The organism is Variovorax paradoxus (assembly GCF_009498455.1).
GTDB classification, from domain to species: Bacteria; Pseudomonadota; Gammaproteobacteria; order Burkholderiales; family Burkholderiaceae_C; genus Variovorax; species Variovorax paradoxus_H.
In genome coordinates, this window is sequence record NZ_CP045644.1 from 6,204,312 (window position 1) to 6,226,602 (window position 22,291).

A 22,291-nucleotide genomic window follows, 5' to 3' on the forward strand; every position below is an offset into this window, starting at 1 on the left:
AGCCCAGTCTTTCCGCTTTCCACGACGTCCCTGTGAACTCCAACCCGCGCCAGATCAACCTCCTCGACACCGTGCGCGCGCGCGGCTCCGTCACCGTCGAACAGCTCGCCGACATGCTGGGCGTGACGCTGCAGACCGTGCGCCGCGACGTGCAGCGGCTGGCCGACGCAGGCTTGCTGACGCGTTTTCATGGCGGCGTGCGCGTGCCGAGTTCGACCACCGAGAACATCGGCTACCAGCAGCGCGAAACGCTCAACGCCGACGGCAAAGCGCGCATCGCGCGCCGCGTGGCCGAGCTGGTGCCCAACGACTGCTCGCTGATCCTCAACATCGGCACCACCACCGAGGCCATCGCCAAGGCGCTGATGCGCCACACGGGCCTGCGCGTGATCACCAACAACCTGAACGTGGCGACCATCCTGAGCGGCAATACGTCGTGCGAGGTGATCGTGGCCGGCGGCTCGGTGCGCCCGCGCGACCGCGCCGTGGTGGGCGAGGCCACCATCGACTTCATCCGCCAGTTCAAGGTCGACATCGCGCTCATCGGCGTGTCGAGCATCGAGGCCGACGGCTCGCTGCGCGACTTCGACCTGCGCGAGGTGAAGGTCGCGCAGACCATCATTGCCCAGGCGCGCGAGGTGTGGCTGGCGGCCGACGCGAGCAAGTTCAACCGGCCGGCCATGATCGAGCTGGGCACGCTCTCGCAGATCGACCGCCTGTTCACCGACGCCGCGCCGCCGCCGCCGTTTCCCGACCTGCTGCATGCCGCGCAGGTGCGGTTGGAAATCGCGCGCGACGCATGAGATGAGCGGCCCTGACGTATTTCTCCCTCCCCCGCTGGGGGAGGGTCGGGGTGGGGGCACGACGGCTTCCGAAGAAGCATGGCGCCTCATTGAAGGCCTGCCCCCATCCCAACCTTCCCCCAAAGGGGGAAGGAGCCAGACAGGATTCAAAGGAACACGCAACCCATGACCACCTACCTGCTCGCCCTCGACCAAGGCACCTCCAGCTCGCGCAGCATCGTGTTCGACCGCGAAGGCCGCATCGTCGCCATCGCCCAGAAGGAACTCACGCAGATCTACCCGCAGCCGGGCTGGGTCGAGCACGACCCGATGGAAATCTGGCGCAGCCAGCTCGCCACCGCGCGCGAGGTGCTGGCCAAAGCCAAGCTGCAGCCCGCCGACATCCACGCCATCGGCATCACCAACCAGCGCGAGACCACCGTGCTGTGGAACCGCGCCACCGGCCAGCCCGTGCACCACGCCATCGTCTGGCAGGACCGCCGCGCCGAACCGCTGTGCGCACAGCTGCGCGACGAAGGCATGACGGACACCATCCGCGACAAGACCGGCCTCGTGATCGACGCGTACTTCTCTGGCACCAAGCTGCGCTGGCTGCTCGACCACGTGCCCGGCGCGCGCGCGCAGGCCGAGCGCGGCGAGCTGGCCTTCGGCACGGTCGACAGCTGGCTCATGTGGCAGCTCACCGGCGGCAAGGTGCACGTGACCGACGTGAGCAATGCCTCACGCACGATGCTGTTCAACGTGCACACCAACGAATGGGACGCCGACCTGCTCGCCGCGTTGAAGATCCCCGCCGCGCTGCTGCCGAAGGTGCAGCCGTCGAGCTCGCACTTCGCCGACACCGACGCCGCGCTGCTCGGCCACACGCTGCCCATCGGCGGCGTGGCCGGCGACCAGCAGAGCGCCCTCTTCGGCCAGGCCTGCTTCGAGGCCGGCATGGCCAAGAACACCTACGGCACCGGTTGCTTCCTGCTGATGCACACGGGCGGCGCGTTCCAGCCGTCGCACAACGGCTTGCTGGTCACCAGTGCGGCGCAGGTCGATGCGACGCCGCAGTACGCGATGGAAGGCAGCGTGTTCGTCGGCGGCGCGGTGGTCCAGTGGCTGCGCGACGGCCTCAAGGCCATCAAGGGCAGCGCCGAGGTGCAGTCGCTCGCCGAGAGCGTGCCCGATGCGGGCGGCGTGATGATGGTGCCGGCCTTCACCGGCCTGGGCGCGCCCTACTGGGACGCGGACGCGCGCGGCACGATCACCGGTCTCACGCGCGGCACCACGGTCGCGCACATCGCGCGCGCCGCGCTCGAAAGCATCGCGTACCAAAGTGCCGCACTGCTGCAGGCCATGAGCCGCGATGCAGTCGCTGCGGGCGGCAAGCCGGTGGCCGAACTGCGCGTGGACGGCGGCGCGAGCGTCAACGATCTGCTGATGCAGTTCCAGGCCGACCTGCTGGGCATTCCGGTGGTGCGGCCCGAGGTGATCGAGACCACGGCCCTGGGCGCGGCCTACCTCGCGGGCCTGTCGACCGGCGTCTACACCGATGCGCGCCAGCTCTCGAAGCTGTGGAAGATCGAGCGCCGCTTCATGCCGACCATGGGCCGTGCGCAGGCCGAGGAATCGATGGCGCGCTGGGAGCGCGCGGTGCGCCAGGCCACCGCGACCTGAGCACGCGCGGGTGCGGGCTTACCAGCCCCAGAGGGAGCGCTTCAGCACCCAACCGGTGGCGCCGCCTTCATGGCGCACCTTCACCCAGTCGCCGCGGCGCTCGAGCGTGCGCAGCACGTCGCCATACACGGCCCGCTTCACGACCGGGCTGCGCGCACCGGGGGCGCGGCGCAGTTGCGCGGTCTTCGCCTTCACGACGTGGTGCGGCGTCTTGTTCGTCATCGAACGGAAGACCCAGGCCTTGTCGTTCTCGAAATCGGTGACGCGCAGCCAGTCGCCCTTGCGGCCGATCACGCGCAGCGGATAGCCCCGGCTCACCGTCCAGTGCGCGTCGGCGCGCTGGCTCGGGCCGGTGCGCATGTTCAGCGTCTTGACCGCGACACTGACCATCTGCGGCTGCGCGGCAAAGGCGGACGGCAGCACCATCCACGAAAAGAAGAATGCGAGCAGGAGCGCGGGCAGTCGGCGGCTGAATCGGGCCATGGGGCGAAGGTTCCTTTCAAGAAGACACGGAGTCCGGCAAACGCCGGGCGAAGCCCCTCTGGGACGCTGGGCGCGAATAAGTTCCGCGGGGATATCCCTGAGGCGGGACTCAAAGACCCGCAAGGGTCGGGACACTGAACGTGCAGCGACCCGGTGCGGCGCAGAATTCGCCCGCCTTCGATTCCCCCGCGCCGCGTTTGCCCCCTCAACCGACGCGCCACGGCCCGACGCCGCGGAACTGCCGCTCGACCCGGGTGCGGCACTTCCGCCACGCGTACGACGCTGGGCATCCGCTGGAGCGGACAGGAGGCAGAGCGCGATGTGCTGCGCGACAACCCGCCTGCGGCGGGCGTCGACGATTCCGGTGGCTGTCGAATCGTTTTCGCGTTGACAGTCGCCGGAAACGGGCTCGCTCAGTGCGCCGGCACCAGGAAGTCCTGGCTGATGCGCCCACCCAGCTCGTTCACCCGGTCGAGGAACTGCGTGAGGTAGGCATGCAGCCCGGTCGCCAGGATCTCGTCGACCCGTGCGTACTGCAGGTCGGCCAGCAGCTTGCCGGCGCGGCGTTGGGTTTCGGCGCTCTGCTCGTTCTGCACCTTCGCGAGGTTGGCGACCACCTCGGCCAGGCTCGCGTGCAGCGAGCGCGGCATGTCGGCGCGAAGAATGAGCAGCTCGGCCACGCGCTCGGGCTTGATCACGTCGCGGTACACCTTGCGGTAGACCTCGAAGGCCGAGACGCTGCGCAGGATGGCGCTCCAGTGATAGAAGTCGTACTCCTGGTCTTCCTCGGTGGCGGCACCGAAGAATTCGCTGTTGAGCGCGTGGAACTTCACGTCGACCAGGCGCGCCGTGTTGTCGGCACGCTCCAAAAAGGTGCCTAGGCGCGAGAAGTAGAACGCCTCATCCTGGAGCATGGTGCCCAGCGTGACGCCGCGCGACAGGTGCGAGCGGAACTTGACCCACTCGAAGAACTGGCCCGGGTCGCGCTCGAAATCGCCGGCGCGCAGCATGCGGTTCACTTCGAGCCAGGTGGTGTTCTGCGTTTCCCAGGCCTCGGTGGTGAGCGCGCCGCGCACGGCACGGGCGTTCTCGCGGGCGGCCTTCAGGCAGGAGACGATCGACGACGGATTGCTCTCGTCCTTGACCATGAACTCCATCACCTCGTTGGGTGCGATGTGGTCGTACTTGTCGTTGTACAGCGGCAGCAGCTCGCTGATGGACAGCACGCCCTGCCAGCCGTACTTGGCAACCTCGGCCGACTGCGGCAGCAGCGAGGTCTGGTAGTTGACGTCGAGCATGCGCGCCGTGTTCTCGGCACGCTCGGTGTAGCGGGACATCCAGTAGAGATGGTCTGCGGTGCGGGACAGCATCGTTTGTGCTCCTACTGCGATTGGCTTTGCGACTGCGTGGCCGGCTTCGGCTTGGCCGTGCGGTCCGCTTCGAGAATCCAGGTGTCCTTGGTGCCGCCGCCCTGCGACGAGTTGACCACCAGCGACCCTTCCTTGAGCGCCACGCGCGTGAGGCCGCCGGGCACCATCTGCACCTCGCTGCCCGAGAGCACGAAGGGGCGCAGGTCGATGTGGCGCGGCGCGATGCCGGCGTCGACGAAGGTCGGCGAGGTCGACAGGCTCAGCGTGGGCTGGGCGATGTAGCCGTCGGGCTTGGCGATGACGGCCTTCTTGAAGTCTTCGATCTCGGCCTGCGTGGCGGCCGGGCCGATGAGCATGCCGTAGCCGCCGGCGCCGTGCACCTCCTTGACGACCAGGTCCTTCATGTTGTCGAGCGTGTACTGCAGCTCGTCCTTGTTGCGGCACATGTAGGTCGGCACGTTCTTCAAAATCGGCTTCTCGCCGAGGTAGAACTCGATCATCTTCGGCACGTACGGGTAGATCGACTTGTCGTCGGCCACGCCGGTGCCCACGGCATTGCAGATGACGACGTTGCCCGCGCGGTAGGCGCGCATGAGGCCCGCGCAGCCGAGGGTGGAGGTCGGGCGGAACACGTCGGGGTCGAGAAAGTCGTCGTCGACGCGGCGGTAGATCACGTCGACCCGCAGCGGGCCGCGCGTGGTGCGCATGTAGACGAAGTCGTCCTTCACGAACAGGTCTTGGCCTTCGACCAGTTCCACGCCCATCTGCTGGGCCAGGAAGGCGTGCTCGAAGTAGGCGCTGTTGTACATGCCGGGCGTGAGCACCACCACCGTGGGCTCGGCCGTGGCCGGCGGTGCGCTGGCGCGCAGCGTTTCAAGCAGCAGATCGGGGTAGTGGGCGACCGGCGCGATGCGGTTCTGATTGAAGAGCTCCGGAAAGAGCCGCATCATCATCTTGCGGTTTTCGAGCATGTAGCTCACGCCGCTGGGCACGCGCAGGTTGTCTTCGAGCACGTAGTACTCGCCGTTGCCCTGGGCGTCGGGCGCACGCACGATGTCGATGCCCGAAATGTTCGAGTAGACGTTGTGCGGCACGTTCACGCCCATCATCTCGGGGCGGAACTGGGCGTTGTTCAGGATCTGCTCGGCCGGGATGATGCCGGCCTTGATGATGTCCTGGTCGTGGTAGACGTCGTACAGGAAGCGGTTGAGCGCCGTGACACGCTGCACCAGCCCCTTTTCCATGCTCTCCCACTCGTGGGAGGGAATGATCCGGGGCAGCAGGTCGAACGGGATCAACCGCTCGGTGCCGGAGCCGTCCTCGTCCTTGGCGCCGTACACCGCGAAGGTGATGCCGACCCGGCGAAAAATCATTTCCGCCTCTTCTCGCCGCGCTCGCATCACCTCACCGGGTTGCTTCGCAAGCCATTGGTCGTAGCGCTTGTAGTGTTGCCGGATTGCAGCGCCCGCATAGGGGAGCTGCTCATACATCTCGTCGAATTTGTGCATGGAACGACCAATCTCCTTGAGCCATAGCTTAGCAAGTTCAAGGCCAGTAGAAGCCCTAGGTTTGAACGCGATGCGAGGGCCTTTGGTGTTTCGGACCCGCCTTCACGATTTCAGGGCATGCGGTGGCGCCAGTAACGCAGGTCGAGCGCGCGTTCACAGCTCACCTCGGCCGGCGTCGCGCTTGCCCAATGGGCGGCACCGCAGCGCGGGCTGTCGATCACCCGCACGCCGCGCTCGACGTAGCGCGCCACCACCTCGGGCGCCGGGTGGCCGAAGCGGCTGCGGTAGCCGGCCTGGACCAGCGCGATGCGCGGGCGCACGGTGTCGAGCAATGCCTCGCTCGACGAAGTCTTGCTGCCGTGGTGAGGCACCAGCAGCACATCGGCCTGCAGCCCCGGCGTGCGCGCCACCAGCGCGGCCTCCTGCAGCCGCTCGATGTCGCCGGCCAGCAGCGCCGTGGCGCGGCCATTGCCGATGCGCAGCACGCACGACACGGCATTGGGCCGCGTGAAGCTACGGTAGTCGCTGTCATAGGGAAACAGCAGCTCGAAATCGACGCCGTCCCAGGTCCAGCGCTGGCCGGCCTCGCATCGGCGCGCGGGGCGCAGCGCCTGCAGCGGATGCCCGGCCTCGATAGAGCTCAGCAGCGCGGCTTGCGGCTGCATGGCGAGCACGGCGGGCGCGCCGCCTGTGTGGTCGATGTCGCGGTGGCTGAGCAGGAGCATGTCGAGCCGTTCGCCCCGCGCGCGCAGCAAGGGCACGAGCACGCGATGGCCCGCATCGCTGTCGAGCCCGTAGCGCGGGCCGGCGTCGTACAGCAGGCTGTGCGTGGCGGTGCGCACGAGCACCGCGTTGCCCTGCCCGATATCGGCGGCGAGCAGATCGAACTCGCCCACCGCGGGCCGCGCCGGCTGCCACAGCAGCACCGGCAACAGCAGCGGCAGGCCAAGCGCGCGCATCGACCACGGCAAGCGCATCGCCAGCAGCACGCCACCCGCCACACCCCCCGCGGCCAGCCACGGCGGTGGCGCGGCCATCGACAGCGTGGCGAATGGCAGGCCGGCGAACGCCTGCAACAACAAGGCGAACAGCTTCACGGCGCCGGCGGCCACGTCCCACAACGGCGGCACCGCCACGCCGAGCATCGCCAGCGGCGTGATCACCAGCGTCACCCACGGGATTGCGATCGCATTGGCCACGAGCCCGACGGCCGACACCTGCTGGAACAGCAGCAGGCTCAAGGGCGCGAGCGCCAGTGTGATGGTCCATTGCTCGCGGAAGAAGCGACGCAGCCGCGTGAGCGCCCCCATCTTGCCCTCGCCCGGCACGGCCGTCGCCGAGGCGAAGAGCACCGCCACCGCCACGAAGCTGAGCCAGAAGCCGGCCTGCAGCAGCGCCCACGGATCGGCGGCCACCACGACCGCGGCCGTCAGCAACCAGACATGCGGCCACGGCCAGCGCCTGCCCGTCAGACGCAGCAGCGCCACGGCCGCGAGCATCCACACCGTGCGCTGCGAGGGCACGCCCCATCCGCTGAAGAGCGCATAGAGCGCGGCCAGCAGCACACCGCCCGCGAGTGCGGCCTGCTGCGCGGGCAGCCACAGCATGAGCCGGCTGCTGCGCCGCCAGAGCGCGCCCACGACATGCGCCGCGAACCACGCGAACAAGGTGATGTGCAGGCCCGAGATCGACATCAGGTGCGCCACGCCCGTGGCGCGGAACACGTCCCAGTCGGCGCGGTCGATGGCGCCCTGGTCGCCCGTGACCAGCGCGGCGATCACGCCGGCCTGTCGCCGGTCGTCCACGCGGGCGAAGACGTCATCGCGCACGGCCTCGCGTGCCCGCTCGATCGGATGCAGCCACGTGGTGCCCAACAGCTGCGGCGCGGGTTCGCGTGCGCCGACGCGCACATGGCCCTGGGCATGCACGCCCTGCTCCCATGCCCACAGCTCGCTGTCAAAACCGTGCGGGTTGAGGTTGCCGTGTGGCGCGCGCAGGCGCACGGTCAGTTGCCAGCGCTGGCCGGCGTGCACTTCGCCCACCGTGCGGGCGGTGGACGCGCGCCGCTCGACGGGCTGCTCCCATACGCCGCTGTGTTCGCCGTACCAGGCGAGCGCGATGCGCGATGGCACAGTCGGCGGCGCAGTGTCAGGTGAAGCCTCGGCCCATTGCGCCGCCTCCACATCGAAACGGAAGCGTGTTCCGATCTCGCTGTGCTGCGGCATCTGCGAGACCACGCCCGTGAGCCGCAGGTCCCGCCCTTCGAGCTGCGGCTCTAACGCCCCGTTCGCATAGGCCGTCGCACGCCATCCAGCGAGCCCTGCACCGGCCATCGCGCCGCATGCCAGCGACAGCATCAGCACGATCAGCCGGCCTCCACGCCACCGCCACAACAGCCAGCCACCGCCGAGCCCCACGAGCAGCAATGCGGCGTAAACGCCTGCGTGCCACAGCTGCGGCTGGCGCAGCTGCAAGGCCGCGCCGAGCAGCGTGCCGCCGAGCGCAACAAAGGCCCCCGACCCGCCCGCCACCGCGCCGGACGCACGCCGCGACCGACCTCCAGACACCTCTGAAACCATGATGCAAACCCTCCCCCAATCCACGCTCGATGGCGCGTTAATTGCTTGGCAACTGGGCTAGTATGCGTCTCACCAGAGACATCTTTTCGATGCAACCTCGCTGCACTGCACGCCCCTACGCATGTCCATTCACGCCGCACTCCACCACGTCACCCACTACACATACGACCGCCTGGTGCAGTTGGGCCCGCAAGTCGTGCGACTGCGCCCCGCGCCCCATTGCCGCAGCAATGTGATCTCGTACTCGCTGCGGGTCGAACCGGCCGAGCACTTCGTCAACTGGATGCAGGACCCGTTCGCCAACTACCAGGCGCGGCTCGTGTTCCCCGAGAAAACGCGCGAGTTCAAGGTCACGGTCGACCTCGTGGTCGAGATGGCGGTCTACAACCCCTTCGACTTCTTTCTCGAGCCGCAGGCCGAGAACTTCCCGTTCAAGTACACGGCCTCGCAGGCCGAAGAACTGGCGCCCTACCTCGTGGCCGACCCGGTCACGCCGCTGCTGGAGGCCTACCTCGACAAGGTCGATCGCAAGGAGCAGCGCACCATCGACTTCCTGGTCGGCATCAACCAGCAGGTGCAGCAGGACGTCAACTACCTCATCCGCATGGAGCCCGGCGTGCAGACGCCGGAAGAAACGCTCACCAACGGCAGCGGCTCGTGCCGCGACTCGGGCTGGCTGCTGGTGCAACTGCTGCGCCACATGGGCCTGGCCGCGCGCTTCGTGTCGGGCTACCTGATCCAGCTCACGCCCGACGTGAAGGCGCTCGACGGCCCGAGCGGCACCACGGTCGACTTCACCGACCTGCACGCCTGGTGCGAGGTGTTCCTGCCGGGCGCCGGCTGGATCGGCCTGGATGCCACGTCGGGCCTCATGGCCGGCGAAGGCCACATTCCGCTGGCCTGCACGCCCTCGCCATCGAGCGCCGCGCCCATCGAGGGCGGCGTCGACGAATCCGAGGTCGAGTTCAGCCACGAGATGAAGGTCACGCGCATCTACGAATCGCCGCGCGTCACCAAGCCCTACACCGAAGAACAGTGGGCCGAAGTGCTCGCGCTCGGCGACGCGGTCGATGCGCGCCTCGTGGCCGGCGACGTGCGCCTCACGATGGGCGGCGAGCCCACCTACGTGGCCACCAGCGACCGCGACGCGCCCGAATGGAACACCGACGCGCTCGGCCCCACCAAGCGCGGCTACGCCACCGAGCTCGTGCACAAGCTGCGTGCCGAGTACGGCCAGGGCGGCTTCCTGCATTTCGGCCAGGGCAAGTGGTACCCGGGCGAACAACTGCCGCGCTGGGCGCTGTCGATCTTCTGGCGCGCCGACGGCCAGACGCTCTGGCACGACCCCGAGCTGTTCGCCGACGAGCGCGTGCCCACGCACTACACGAGCGAAGACGCGCGCCGCTTCACCACCGTGCTGGCGCACAAGCTGGGCCTCACCGAGCGCTACATGCAGCCCGGCTACGAAGACACCTATTACTACCTCTGGCGCGAACGCCGTCTGCCGGTGAACGTCGACCCCTTCGACTCCAAGCTCGACGACGAACTCGAACGCGTGCGCCTGCGCCGCGTGTTCACGCAGAAGCTCGACGCCGTCATCGGCTACATGCTGCCCATCGAGCCCGGCAACGCAAATGCCGATGCCCCCGTGCTCGCCGGCCCCGGCTGGAAGACCGGCCCGTGGTTCCTGCGCGACGACCGCCTGTTCCTGATCCCGGGCGATTCGCCCATGGGCTATCGCCTGCCGCTCGACTCGCAACCGTGGGCCAGCAAGGGCGACTACCCGTACCTCATCGAGCGCGACCCGACCGCGCCGCGCGGCGCCTTGCCGAGCGCGTCCGACTACCGCGCGCGCTATGCCACCGCCACCACGGCAGCCGGCGCCGAGCTGGGCGACGTGCCCTACACCTTCGGCACGCCGCCCGTGGTGGCCGCGTCGCTGCGCATGCAGAGCCCCGGCGATGCGGCCAAGGGCGATGCGGCACAAGGCGATGCAGCAGCAACGGCCGCTGATGCCGGGAGTGCTTCCGCCACACCCGCCACGCGCCAACCGCTGCGCGGCGAATCGGCCCACTGGGTCACGCGCACCGCACTGTGCGTCGAGGTGCGCGACCCGCGCCGCGCCAACGGCCCTGCGGCCGAGAAGAAGGGCAGCGCCTCGGGCGTGCTCTACGTCTTCATGCCGCCGCTCGCGCGCCTGGAGGACTACCTCGACCTCGTCGCCGCCATCGAAGCCACCGCGAAACAGCTCGGCGTGCGCATCGTGATGGAAGGCTATCCGCCGCCGCGCGATCCGCGCCTGAAGATGCTGGCCGTGACGCCCGACCCGGGCGTGATCGAGGTCAACATCCACCCGGCCCACAACTGGAAGGAACTCGTCGACCACACCGAGTTTCTCTACAACGCCGCATTCGAAACCCGCCTGTCGGCCGAGAAGTTCATGACCGACGGCCGCCACACCGGCACCGGCGGCGGCAACCACTTCGTGATGGGCGGCGCCACGCCGGCCGACAGCCCCTTCCTGCGCCGGCCCGAGCTGTTGGCCAGCCTGCTGCTGTACTGGCACAACCACCCGTCGCTGAGCTATCTGTTCTCGGGCATGTTCATCGGCCCGACGAGCCAGGCGCCGCGCGTGGACGAAGCACGCAACGACCAGGTCTACGAACTCGAAATTGCGCTGAAAGAAATCGCCAAGAACCGCGAGATCTACGGCCAGAACATGCCCGCATGGCTGGTCGACCGCACGCTACGCAACATCCTGATCGACGTGTCGGGCAACACGCACCGCAGCGAGTTCTGCATCGACAAGCTCTACTCGCCCGACTCCAGCACCGGCCGCCTCGGCCTTCTGGAACTGCGCGCGTTTGAAATGCCGCCCCATGCGCGCATGAGCATCGCGCAACAGCTGCTCATTCGCGCCCTCGTGGCGCGCTTCTGGGACGCGCCGTACGAGGCGCCCGTCACCCGCTGGGGCACCGAGCTGCACGACCGCTTCCTGCTGCCGACCTTCGTCAAGATGGATTTCGACGACGTCATCAGCGAGATGCGCCAGGCCGGCTTTGCCTTCGATGCCGACTGGTTCGCGCCGCACTTCGAGTTCCGCTTCCCGCTCGTGGGCCAGATGCAATCGATGGGCGTGGAGCTGTCGCTGCGCAACGCGCTCGAGCCCTGGCACGTGATGGGCGAAGAAGGCTCGGCCGGCGGCACGGTGCGCTATGTCGATTCATCGCTGGAGCGCATCGAGGTCCGCGTGACCGGCCTGAACGAAAGCCGCCACGTCGTCACCGTCAACGGCAAGGTGCTGCCGCTGCAGCCCACGGGCGTCACCGGCGAGTTCGTGGCCGGCGTGCGCTACAAGGCCTGGAACCCGCCCTCGGCGCTGCACCCGAGCATCCCGGCCCACGCCCCGCTGACCTTCGACCTCGTCGACACCTGGATGAAGCGCTCGTTGGGCGGCTGCCAGTACTTCGTGGCCCACCCGGGCGGGCTCAACTACGACACCTTCCCGGTCAACGCCTACGAAGCCGAAAGCCGTCGCCACTCGCGCTTCACACGCATGGGCCACACGCCGGGCCTGCTGCGCACGCCACCGGCCACCATCGACCTGCCGGGCAGCCGGGAGTTTCCGTTCACGCTGGACTTGCGGCGCTGATTGAAGATTGAAGTGGACTCTGGTCGCACGCAGCGCTCATTTCTTGCTGCGCGCGTTCAGGGTCTTCTTCTTTTCGGAGTTCAACGTCGCCACACCTTGCTCGGTGAACACGTAGAGCGCCCTTCATCGGCCGCCGCGGCTGATGTTTGTGGTCACAGTTTGTGACCACAAAGCCTCCCACTCCTACGCCGAGAGTTGAGACATGAAGGCGGCTGGGAAGCACATGGACCTTCAACGCCTTCATTTCGCCTCGCCGGACCGCTCGCAGGGCCCCGGTGACGGTGATGTGACAATCTCCCCCCTGTGGAACCCCTGAACGAATCCCTGTTCGACGCCCAGGCCCCGGAGCATCCGGCGGCGCTGGCGTCTTCGCTCGCGCCGGCGGCCCTGCCCGGGCATTTCGACGAATTGCGGGGAGAGGCGACGCCTGCGGTGCCCTCGCGGCCCCTGCCGGGCGCGGCCCCGGCGCCCGCCGCGGCGCCGCTGCTGTACGACACCGCCGGGGAGCGACCGGCTCCGTCGCAATCGCAATCGCAATCGCAGTCACAGTCCTCCTCCCAGTCACAGTCACAGTCGCAAGGACAGGAGTCCTCCCTTCCAGCGACCAGCCCCCCCTCACCCCCGCCTGGAACGCCTTCTTCGAACAGCTCGGCCCCGGCGGCTTCAACGACCTGCCGCGGCGTGCGGTCAGCCTCGAGCGGCAGATCCGTGACAACGGCGTCACCTACAACGTGTACGCCGACGCCAACGGCCCGCAGCGGCCGTGGTCGCTCGACCTGTTCCCGCTGATCGTCTCGCCCGAGAGCTGGGCGCAGATCGAGGACGGTGTGCAGCAGCGCGTGCGCGTGCTCGACCGTGTGATGGCCGACGCCTACGGTCCGCAGCAGCTGCTGGCCGAAGGCCTGCTGCCGCCGGCGCTGGTGCGCGGCCATCCGGGCTATCTGCGCGCGCTGCATGGCGTGAAGCCGGCGGGCGACACCTGGCTGCACATCGCCGCCTTCGACCTCGCACGCGGCCCCGACGGCAACTGGTGGGTGGTCTCGCAGCGCACGCAGGCGCCTTCGGGCCTGGGCTACCTGCTGGAGAACCGCCTGGCGATCACGCGGCAGTTTCCGCAGGCCTTCGAGGCGCTGCAGGTGCAGCGGCTGGCCGCCACCTACAGCGCCATGATGGAAGGCCTGCAGCGCATGTGCCCGTCGGGCTCGCCGCCGCACATCGCGCTGCTCACGCCGGGCCCGTACAACGAGACCTACTTCGAGCACGCCTACCTGGCGCGCTACCTCGGCCTGACGCTGGTCGAGGGCAGCGACCTCACGGTGCGCGACCAGCGCGTGTACCTGAAAACGCTCCAGGGCCTGCGCCCGGTGCATGGCCTCATCAAGCGGCTCGACGACCAGTTCCTCGACCCGCTGGAGCTGCGCCCCGACTCCACGCTCGGCGTGCCCGGCCTGCTGCAGGCGATCCGCGCGGGCAACCTGCTGGTGGCCAACATGCCGGGCTCGGCGTTCCTCGAATCGCCCGCGCTGCTGGGCTTCTTGCCGGGACTGGCGCTGCGGCTCATCGGCGAGAAGCTCAAGCTGCCGGCACTGCCGACCTGGTGGTGCGGCGAACGCGCCTCGCTCGAAGCCGTGCTGCCGCAGCTGGGCGAGAGCGCCATCAAGCCGACCTACCCCGGCTTCGAGGGGCGCGCCAGCTTCGACGCGGTGCTCGGCAGCCAGCTCGGCCGCCGCGCGCTCGACGAATGGGCCGGGCGCATCGTGCGCGAAGGCGATGTCCACACGGTGCAGGGCTACCTGCCGCTGTCGCAGATGCCGACCTGGGCCAGCGACCTCGGCCCCGGCCACATCGCACCGCGCGCGCTGATGCTGCGCGTGTTCGCGGTGAGCGACGGTCCGCAATCGTGGCGCGTGCTGCCCGGCGGGCTCGCACGCCTCGCAGGGCCCGATGCGCAGATCGCTTCGATGCAACGCGGCGGCAGCAGTGCCGACGTCTGGGTGCAGACGCACGGCGAGGTCGACCGCACCACGCTGCTGCAGCCGCACGCCACGCCGGCCTCGCTCGCGCGGCACCGCGCGCCGGTCACCAGCCGCGCGGCCGAGAACATGTTCTGGCTCGGCCGCTACACCGAGCGCGCCGAGAACGCGGTGCGACTCGCGCGGCTCACGCTCAACCTGCTGGGCAGCGAAGACCAGTCGTCGCGCCCGCTGCTCGAATGGCTGCACCGCATGGCGGTGCGCAATTCGCTGGTGCCGGCCGAGGCGCCGGGCAGCGCGCCATCACAAGACACCACGCGGGCGACGCATTCGCGCCGCGTGTTCGAGCGCGCACTCATCGCCGAGCTGGGCGACGTCGACGACGGCGGCAGCGTGGGCTACAGCCTGCGCAGCATCCGGCAGGCCGCGGCGGCCGTGCGCGAACGGCTGTCGCAGGACAACTGGAACCAGATCGTGCGCGCCGAAAGCGACTTCCTGCGGCGCGCGGCCGAGCAGGCCGGCGAAGGCAGCTTTGCGGCCGGCGCCGCCTTGCGCGCGCTCGAATCCGCCAGCACCGCATTGGCCGCCATGACCGGCGCGCAGACCGACCGCATGACGCGCGACGACGCCTGGCGGCTGCTGTCGATCGGCCGCCACATCGAGCGGCTGGCCTTTTTGTCGAGCGCGCTCGAGGCCGGCTTTGCCAACGGCGCCGTGCACGAGGTGAGCGGCTTCGAGGCGATGGTGGCGCTGTTCGACAGCACCATCACCTTCCATGCGCGCTACCAGCAGCGCCGCGACGTCGCCACGCTGGTCGACCTGCTGGTGCTCGATGCCGAGAACCCGCGCTCGCTCGCCTGGGTCACGCAGACGCTGCGCGGGCGCATCGCGCGGCTCGCGGGCAGCGCGCCGGGCAAGCTCACGGCCCTGTCGTACGAGCTGCCCGACCCCGCCACCTGGACACTCGAACACCTGTGCGCCGCCGGCCCCGGCGCCGACTACCCCGCGCTGGTGCAGCTGCTCGCCACCTGCGAGACCGCGGCGTACCACGTGTCGGACGCCATCGGCACGCGCTACTTCACGCTCACGTCCGAATCGCTGCGCTCCGTCGGCGCCTGATTCCGCAGACACACCCATACAACGATATTTCGAAGGAGGCATTTCCATGCCAGGCATCGCCCTCAACCGACGTCTCACACTGACCGCCGCCAGCCTCCTGGTCGGCCTCGCGCTCGCCGGTTGCGGCAAGCAGGAACCTGCCGCGCCCACGGCCGCATCGGCACCGCCGCCCGCTGCCGCGCCGCGCGTGCTGGTCGTGGGCACCGACGCGGCCTACACGCCCTTCGAATCGCAGAACGAAAAGGGCGAGGTCGTGGGCTTCGACATCGACGTCGTGAAGGCCGTTGCGCAGAAGGCCGGCATCGAGGTGAAGTTCGTCAACACGCCGTGGGAAGGCATCTTCAACACGCTCGACCTGGGCGACCGCGACCTGCTGGTGTCGGCCATCACGATCACGCCCGAGCGCCGCCAGACGATGGACTTCTCGCAGCCCTACTTCGAGGCCCGCCAGCTCATCGCCGTGAAGAGCGATTCGACCGTCACGAAGTTCGACGACATCAAGAAGCTCAAGGTCGGCGTGCAGAACGGCACCACCGGCGACGAGGTGGTGGGCAAGCTGCTCGGCAAGTCGAGCACCGACATCAAGCGCTTCGAGTCGACGCCGCTGGCGCTCAAGGAACTCGAAGCCGGCGGCGTGCAGGCCGTGGTGGCCGACAACGGCGTGGTCGCGCACTACCTGGCCAACAACCCGGGCGGCGGCTTCAAGACGGTGAGCGACGCCGGCTTCTCGGCCGAGCAGTACGGCATCGCCGTGAAGAAGGGCAACGCCGAGCTGCTCGCGAAGATCGACAAGGGCCTGGCCGACATCAAGGCCGACGGCACCTACGCCAAGATCTACGCCGCGCACTTCGGCGCCGAACCGAAGTAAGCAACGGGCCCGCGCGATGCTGCTGCACGTCACCCACGAAACGCGCTACGCGTACGCGCCGGCGGTCGAGACGGCGCAGCACCTGGCGCACCTGCGCCCGCTGACCACCGCGTCGCAGGAACTCGTGAGCCACCAGCTCACGATCGACCCCGCACCCGCGCAGCACACCGAAGTGCCCGACCTGTACGGCAACACGCGCGCCTTCTTCGCGCTCGAGGCCACGCACGACCACCTCATCGTGACGGCCGAGAGCGTCGTGAAAACGTCGGAGCCCGTGCTCTCGCCCGCCGTGGCGCGCGAGCTGCCCTGGGAGACCGTGCGCGAGCGCTTCCGTTTTCGCAAGGACGCGCCGTTCGACCCCGCCTCGGAGTTCGTGTTTCCCTCGCCCTATGTGCCGCGCCATGACGACTTCGTGGCCTACGCGCGTGCCAGCTTCGCGCCCGAGCGTCCCACCTTCGATGTGGCGATGGACCTCACCGAGCGCATGTACCGCGACTTCGCCTACGACGCCGACAGCACCGAGATCAACACCCCCGCCGTCGAAGCCTTGGCGCAGCGCAAGGGCGTGTGCCAGGACTTCGCCCACATCCTCATCGCGTGCTTTCGCGCCATGGGCCTGCCCGCGCGCTACGTGAGCGGCTACCTGCTCACGCAGCCGCCGCCGGGCCAGCCGCGCCTGGTGGGCGCCGATGCCTCGCATGCGTGGGTGTCGGTGTATTTGCCCGGCGAGGGCGAAGGGCCCGAGAGCGTCGGCGACTGGGCCGACTTCGACCCCACCAACGGCCGCCAGCCCGGCGAGGACTACGTCACGCTCGCCATCGGGCGCGACTACTCCGACGTCTCGCCGATGCGCGGCGTACTGCACGGCGGCGCGCGCCACACGCTGCGTGTCGGCGTGACCGTGCAACCCGTGGGGGAAGTGATCGCGTTGCCGCAATCGCCGGCGCAAACGCAGACACAATCACACCTGTCACCGTTATCCCCAGATCAGGAGTCTTCATGAGCGTTTACGACAAGCTTTCCAGCCTCGGCATCACCCTGCCCCCGGTCGCCGTGCCCGCGGCCGCCTACCTGCCCTTCGTGCAGACCGGCAACCTCGTGTTCCTCTCGGGCCACATCGCCAAGAAGGACGGCAAGCCGTGGGTGGGCCAGCTCGGCGCCAACATCACCACCGAAGAAGGCAAGCTGGCCGCACGCGCCATCGCCATCGACCTGCTCGGCACGCTGCACGCCGCCGTGGGCGACCTCAACAAGATCAAGCGCATCGTCAAGCTGATGAGCCTCGTGAACTCGGTCGGCACCTTCACCGAGCAGCACCTCGTGACCAACGGCGCGAGCGAGTTCTTCGCCGAAGTGTTCGGCGCCGAAAAGGGCGCGCATGCACGCAGCGCCTTCGGCGTGGCACAGGTCCCGATGGGCGCCTGCGTCGAGATCGACCTGATCGCCGAGATCAGCTGATCTTTCTCTCGGGCGGCTCAGCCTCAATGAATGAGCCGCCCTCCGTTGCCGATCATCGACAACGTCACCGGATGCGGGCGCACCCCAGGGTCGTCGCCCCCAGACACCGGAATCCCCTCGATCTCACGCCGCAGCATCAGCTTCATGGCGTCCTGCATCGAGCGGCGTGGTGAAGCGGCCAGCGCCGTGCGCGCGGCCTCCACCGTCACCATCGCCACCACGTACCCTTCCAGCGAGAAGTAGCTGAACTCGTCGCGGCCCATGTGGCTGCGCATGTCCTGCTGGTAGCGCTGCACCAGCGGCGACGTCGCCAGGCGCGGGTTCGGCATGACCTGCGAAATCACCGTGCCACGCGCCGCCGGCCCCACGCTCTTCGCGAGCGCTTCGCCGTTGACGATCGAGAGCATGTACGGCGTCGGCCGCGTGATGCCACTCTCCGCCGCCAGCCCCGACAGCAGCTTCACCCCACACGGCGTCACGCACAGCGCGAACAGCGCATCAGGCTTCGCCGCGCGCACGGTCGCGGCCACTGCGGCGCCGTCCATCTGCGCCAGCGCCACGCCCTGCTGCCCCACGAGTTCGATGCCCGCGCCGCGCAGCGCGGTCTCGAGTGCTGCAAACGCATCGCGCCCCAGCCCGTCGTCCTGCCAGACCGCGAACGCGCGCCGCTGCCGCACCGACACCGCCTGCGCAACCAGCTGCCGCACCTCGTCCGCATAGCTCGCGCGCAGGTGATAGATGAGCGCACGCTGCGCACCGTGCAGCGACGAGGCGCCGGTCATTGCGCCGATCAGCGGCGTGCCCGCCTCGCGCATCGTCGGGTAGGCCGCGTCGATGTGCGAGGTGCCGGCCGACAGGCCGAGCGCATCGACCTTGTCCTGCACCACCAGTTGCCGGATGTTCTGCGTGTGGCGCTCCACCGAGTAGCCGTCGTCCAGCGCGCGCCACACCAGCTTGTGACGCCCGAGCAGGCCGTCGCGCTGCACGCGCGCGAGGTAGGCGTCGATGCCGTCCTTCACGTTGCGCCCGGCCTCGCCGAGCGGCCCGCTCAGCGGCAGCGACTGCCCCACCACGATCTCGTCGGCACGGCCCGGCAGGCCAAGAAAGAGAAGACCCAGAAGCGCAAGCCAGCGGTAGACCATCGTCGTGTCGTCCTTGCCGGCGTCGCCGGCCATGGGGCAGCCTGAAGCAGGCGGGCCCCGATCTTGGCGGCGCACCGCATGCGGCGGCCATCGGACATTTCCGGCCGACGCTACGGGGAACCGTGCTGCTCGCAAACCCTCGGGCGCGGGGTGCGTGGCGCGGCCCGCGTCCTATCATGCAGCGCGCCACCGCCCACCCCATGACCGATCCCGCACCCGAGCGCCTGCCGGACATTCCCTTCGACACCATCGTGGAACAGATGGTCGCGGGCATCTACGTGATCCAGGACGACCGCTTCGTGTATTGCAATGCGACCTGGGCCGGCATTGCGGGCTACACGGCCGAGGAAGCGACCGGCATGTCGCTCGCGCAGATCGTGCCGCCCGACTTCCTCGAGGTGGTGCGCTCGCGCATCAGCGCCCGGCTGGCGGGACTGCCGCCCAGCATGCACTTCATCACGCGCGGCCTGCACCGCGACGGCCGCGTGCGCTTTGTCGAAGTGCATGGCTCGCGCATCACCTACCGCGGCCGCCCGGCCGTGATGGGCGTGGGCGTCGACGTGACCGACCGCGTGCGCCACGAGGAAGAACGCCAGCGCTCGCGCGAGCAGCTGCAGGCCCTGGCCGCCTACACCGCCAACAAGCTCGAAGAGCAACGGCTGGCCCTCTCGCGCGATGTGCACGACGTGCTCGGCGGCATGCTGACCTCGATCAAGATGGACGCCACGCGCATCCAGCGCCGCGCCGACAACCCCGAGGTGCAGGCGCTCACGCAGGGCCTGATCGCGCTCACGCAGCAGACCATCGACACGGTCAAGCAGATCTCCGAGGCGCTGCGCCCCAGCGCGCTCGACCACCTCGACCTGTCGGTGGCGCTCGCAAACGAACTGCAGGCTTTCACGCGTCGCTCGGGCGTGCCGCATTCGCTGGACGCCGACGCACCCGCGCTGCGGCTCGCGCCCAGGCACGCGACAGCGGTCTATCGCATCTTCCAGGAGGGCCTGACCAATATCTCGCGCCACTCCAAAGCACAGCACGTCGATGTGCGCTTGCGCGTGGAAGCCGAGCGCCTGCAACTCGTGCTGCACGACGACGGCCGCGGCTTCGACACCGACGCGCCCGAGGGCAGCGCGCTCGGCCTCTTGAGCATGCGCGAGCGCGCACGCGAGATCGGCGGCGAGCTGCACATCCGCTCGGCGCCCGGCGCGGGCACGCGGCTCGCGCTGAGCGTGCCGTTGCACCCGGAGAGCGGCGCCGCATGATCGACATCCTGATGGTCGACGACCACACGATCTTCCGTTCAGGCCTGCAGCGCCTGCTGCTCGACGAGACCGACCTGCGCACCACGGCCGAGGCCGGCAACGGCGCCGAGGCGCTCGAGCTCGTGCGCCAGCGCCGCTTCGACGTGGTGCTGCTCGACATCAACATGGAGGGCCGCAACGGCCTGGAAGTGCTGGCCTCGATGCGCGCGGCGCAGCCCGCGCTGCCGGTGCTCATGCTGTCGATGTACGCCGAGGAACAGTACGCGCTGGTCGCGATCCAGGCCGGCGCGCGCGGCTACATCGCCAAGGATGCGGAGCCCGCCGAGCTGGTGCGCGCCATCCGCTGCGTGGCGGCCGGTGGCCAGTACCTGAGTGCGCGCGCCGCCTCGCAGGTCAGCGGCCAGCTCGAAGGCCGCGACGACCGCCCGGCGCACCAGCGGCTCACGGTGCGCGAGCACCAGATCATGCTCATGATGCTCAAGGGCGTGTCACTCACGGCCATCGGCGACGAGATGCTCATCAGCGTGAAGACCGTGAGCACGCACCGCAGCAACATCCTCGACAAGCTGGGCGTGGCCAGCACGGCGGAGCTGGTGCTCTATGCCGTGCGCCACGGGATCATCCAGTAGATCGATCGCCAGGAACTCAGCGGGTACCGTTGCGCAGTGGATCGACCGAATCGGGCAGCGCATTGAAGTCGATCTGCTGGAACAGGAACTCGCGCTGCTGCGGCGACAGCAGCGAGTAGCGCGGCCAGAAGAACAGGTAGTCGTCGGCCGACATGCGCGGCTGGTTGTCGAAGACCATCCGCTTGCTGCACAGCAGGCACACGAAGTTGGTCCAGTTGTTCCAGGTCGTCTGGCCGTCGAACATGCGGCTCGGCGCGCCGTAGCGGGCAAAGCTCGCCGTGTGGCCGATGAACTTGTCCGACAGCGCCTTGCGGCTGCTCGCGTTCGCGCTGCTCCACGCAAAGCGCATGAAGTTCGGCTCGTCGGTCACGAAGTTGCCGAACAGCGCCGCCACGTCGATGCCGTGGAACGCGCCGAAGGTGTCCTTCCAGGGCTGCGGCGTGTCGTCCCAGTTGTAGTTGTAGCGGTAGATGTCGCCGTTCTGCAGGCGCAGCACGCGGATCACGTTGTCGATCACGTTGTCCAGCGCGTAGCTGATCACTTCATGCGTCTGCGTGTAGATCGGCTGGAACTCGGGCTTGATCAGCTGGTTGAAGGTGACGCTGCCGGGCGGCGCGTAGTTGCTCAGGTTCCAGAGCTCCTGCGGCGAAGGCTGGCCCATGCCGAACAGGAAGGCGAAGTACGAGCCCTCGTCATGCGTGGAGCCGATCATCAGCGGCATCTTGTTGTAGTTGCCCGCAATCAGCCCGGGCAGGCCGCTCGCGCGGATCACGGTGCCGTCGGTGAAGTGGCCGGGCACCACGGGGCTGGGCGTGAACTTCATGATCTGCGCCGCGCTCGCGCCGCGCAGCAGCGCGGCGATGTCGGACTGGCTCATCGTAAGGCGCTGCGCCGCGGCCTGCAGCGCGGTGGAAGCGCGACCGCTGTCGACCAGCAGGCTGTCGATCAGCGAGTCGGCCGCCAGCGTGCCCACCACCGGCGGGTAGGCGTTGGGCACGCCCGACATGCACACCGCACGATGGAACTTGCCATCGGCCAGCGGCGACTGCAGCAGGCCCCAGGTGTTGATGCAGCCGGCCGACTGGCCCGCCACCGTCACCAGCCCCGGGTTGCCGCCGAAAGCGCGCGCGTTGGCCTTCACCCAGTCGAGCGCGCGCACGAGGTCGAGCGTGGTGAAGTTGCCCGAGTCGTCCAGCGCGTTGCCGGTTTTCATCGCCGGGTGGTTCAGCCAGCCCAGCATGCCCATGCGGTACTGCACGGTGACCACCACCATGTTGGCCTTCTGCGCCAGGTAGGCCCCGTCGTAGGCCGGCTCGCGCGCCGAGCCCTTCGTGTTGCTGCCGCCGTGGATCCAGAAGAACACCGGCAGGTTCTCGGCGCTGGAGTTCGGGCGCCACACGTTCAGGTACAGGCAGTCTTCCGTGCCCACGGGCTGGCCGAAGGTGGCCGGATCGGGCTCGCCGAAGGGGTTGCCGACCTGCGCGCACATGCCGGCCAGCGTGGTCGCGGCACGCGCGCCGCTCCACGGTTGCGGCGGCTGCGGGGCGCGCCAGCGCAGGCTGCCGACCGGCGGCTGCGCGAAGGGAATGCCCAGGAAGGCGTGCGTGTTGTTGGCGGCAACCTTGCCGTAGATCTGGCCGGCGTCGAGCGCGCGCGTGAGGCTCTGGTTGTAGGCGGCCAGCGCGGGCGCTGCGAGCACGGCGAGCGCCCACAGGACCGTGGTGCGAAACAGCAGGCGAAAGAGGCCTGCGAAAGAACGGGGGCAATGCATGGCGGTTGTCTC

15 protein-coding genes are annotated in these 22,291 nt (G+C 68.9%); 9 read left to right on the top strand and 6 right to left on the bottom strand.

Features of this window, described 5'->3' with window-relative positions:
* Window positions 1-32: 32 nt before the first annotated feature.
* Complete coding sequence (locus GFK26_RS28665) at window positions 33-803, top strand: DeoR/GlpR family DNA-binding transcription regulator (protein ID WP_153284957.1); 771 nt, start codon at window positions 33-35, stop codon at window positions 801-803.
* A gap of 165 nt (window positions 804-968) precedes the next feature.
* On the top strand, window positions 969-2,465 hold the full coding sequence (glpK, locus tag GFK26_RS28670; RefSeq protein ID WP_153284958.1) for a glycerol kinase GlpK: 1,497 nt from the start codon (window positions 969-971) through the stop codon (window positions 2,463-2,465).
* 18 nt (window positions 2,466-2,483) lie between these two features.
* Here glpK and GFK26_RS28675 read toward each other — a convergent pair whose 3' ends face one another.
* The 4 genes from GFK26_RS28675 to GFK26_RS28690 all read right to left on the bottom strand — a co-directional run bounded on the left by GFK26_RS28675 (window position 2,484) and on the right by GFK26_RS28690 (window position 8,405).
* The gene (locus GFK26_RS28675; RefSeq protein WP_153284959.1) at window positions 2,484-2,948 is read right to left on the bottom strand and encodes an SH3 domain-containing protein; all 465 of its coding nucleotides are present in this window, start codon (window positions 2,946-2,948) and stop codon (window positions 2,484-2,486) included.
* A gap of 413 nt (window positions 2,949-3,361) precedes the next feature.
* Window positions 3,362-4,318, bottom strand: a complete 957-nt coding sequence (locus GFK26_RS28680) for an alpha-E domain-containing protein (RefSeq protein ID WP_153284960.1) — start codon at window positions 4,316-4,318, stop codon at window positions 3,362-3,364.
* Window positions 4,319-4,329: 11 nt separating this feature from the next.
* Window positions 4,330-5,826 (bottom strand): circularly permuted type 2 ATP-grasp protein, encoded by a 1,497-nt coding sequence (locus GFK26_RS28685; protein WP_153284961.1) that lies wholly within the window; start codon window positions 5,824-5,826, stop codon window positions 4,330-4,332.
* 110 nt (window positions 5,827-5,936) lie between these two features.
* The gene (locus tag GFK26_RS28690; RefSeq protein ID WP_153284962.1) at window positions 5,937-8,405 is read right to left on the bottom strand and encodes a DNA internalization-related competence protein ComEC/Rec2; all 2,469 of its coding nucleotides are present in this window, start codon (window positions 8,403-8,405) and stop codon (window positions 5,937-5,939) included.
* Window positions 8,406-8,526: 121 nt separating this feature from the next.
* Here GFK26_RS28690 and GFK26_RS28695 point away from each other — a divergent pair, with 121 nt between their 5' ends.
* The 5 genes from GFK26_RS28695 (at window position 8,527) to GFK26_RS28715 (ending at window position 17,475) form a co-directional block, all read left to right on the top strand.
* On the top strand, window positions 8,527-12,057 hold the full coding sequence (locus GFK26_RS28695; protein WP_153284963.1) for a DUF2126 domain-containing protein: 3,531 nt from the start codon (window positions 8,527-8,529) through the stop codon (window positions 12,055-12,057).
* 731 nt (window positions 12,058-12,788) lie between these two features.
* Window positions 12,789-15,149: a circularly permuted type 2 ATP-grasp protein gene (locus GFK26_RS28700; protein ID WP_416222522.1), complete on the top strand. Its 2,361-nt coding sequence runs from the start codon at window positions 12,789-12,791 to the stop codon at window positions 15,147-15,149.
* Between the two features lie 46 nt (window positions 15,150-15,195).
* On the top strand, window positions 15,196-16,017 hold the full coding sequence (locus GFK26_RS28705) for a basic amino acid ABC transporter substrate-binding protein (protein ID WP_153284964.1): 822 nt from the start codon (window positions 15,196-15,198) through the stop codon (window positions 16,015-16,017).
* Window positions 16,018-16,033: 16 nt separating this feature from the next.
* Window positions 16,034-17,020 (top strand): transglutaminase family protein, encoded by a 987-nt coding sequence (locus tag GFK26_RS28710; protein WP_153284965.1) that lies wholly within the window; start codon window positions 16,034-16,036, stop codon window positions 17,018-17,020.
* Window positions 17,017-17,475, top strand: a complete 459-nt coding sequence (locus GFK26_RS28715) for a RidA family protein (protein WP_101492354.1) — start codon at window positions 17,017-17,019, stop codon at window positions 17,473-17,475. The genes GFK26_RS28710 and GFK26_RS28715 overlap by 4 nt, the downstream gene beginning before the upstream one ends.
* 23 nt (window positions 17,476-17,498) lie before the next feature.
* On the opposite strand, the gene GFK26_RS28720 is transcribed toward GFK26_RS28715, so the two are convergent.
* Window positions 17,499-18,650, bottom strand: a complete 1,152-nt coding sequence (locus GFK26_RS28720) for an ABC transporter substrate-binding protein (RefSeq protein ID WP_153284966.1) — start codon at window positions 18,648-18,650, stop codon at window positions 17,499-17,501.
* A gap of 167 nt (window positions 18,651-18,817) precedes the next feature.
* Here GFK26_RS28720 and GFK26_RS28725 point away from each other — a divergent pair, with 167 nt between their 5' ends.
* The gene (locus GFK26_RS28725; RefSeq protein ID WP_194273973.1) at window positions 18,818-19,879 is read left to right on the top strand and encodes a PAS domain S-box protein; all 1,062 of its coding nucleotides are present in this window, start codon (window positions 18,818-18,820) and stop codon (window positions 19,877-19,879) included.
* Complete coding sequence (locus GFK26_RS28730) at window positions 19,876-20,508, top strand: response regulator transcription factor (protein ID WP_153284968.1); 633 nt, start codon at window positions 19,876-19,878, stop codon at window positions 20,506-20,508. The genes GFK26_RS28725 and GFK26_RS28730 overlap by 4 nt, the downstream gene beginning before the upstream one ends.
* 16 nt (window positions 20,509-20,524) lie before the next feature.
* Here the strand turns inward: GFK26_RS28730 and GFK26_RS28735 are convergent, their stop codons facing one another.
* Complete coding sequence (locus GFK26_RS28735) at window positions 20,525-22,279, bottom strand: carboxylesterase/lipase family protein (RefSeq protein ID WP_194273974.1); 1,755 nt, start codon at window positions 22,277-22,279, stop codon at window positions 20,525-20,527.
* Window positions 22,280-22,291 lie beyond the last annotated feature (12 nt).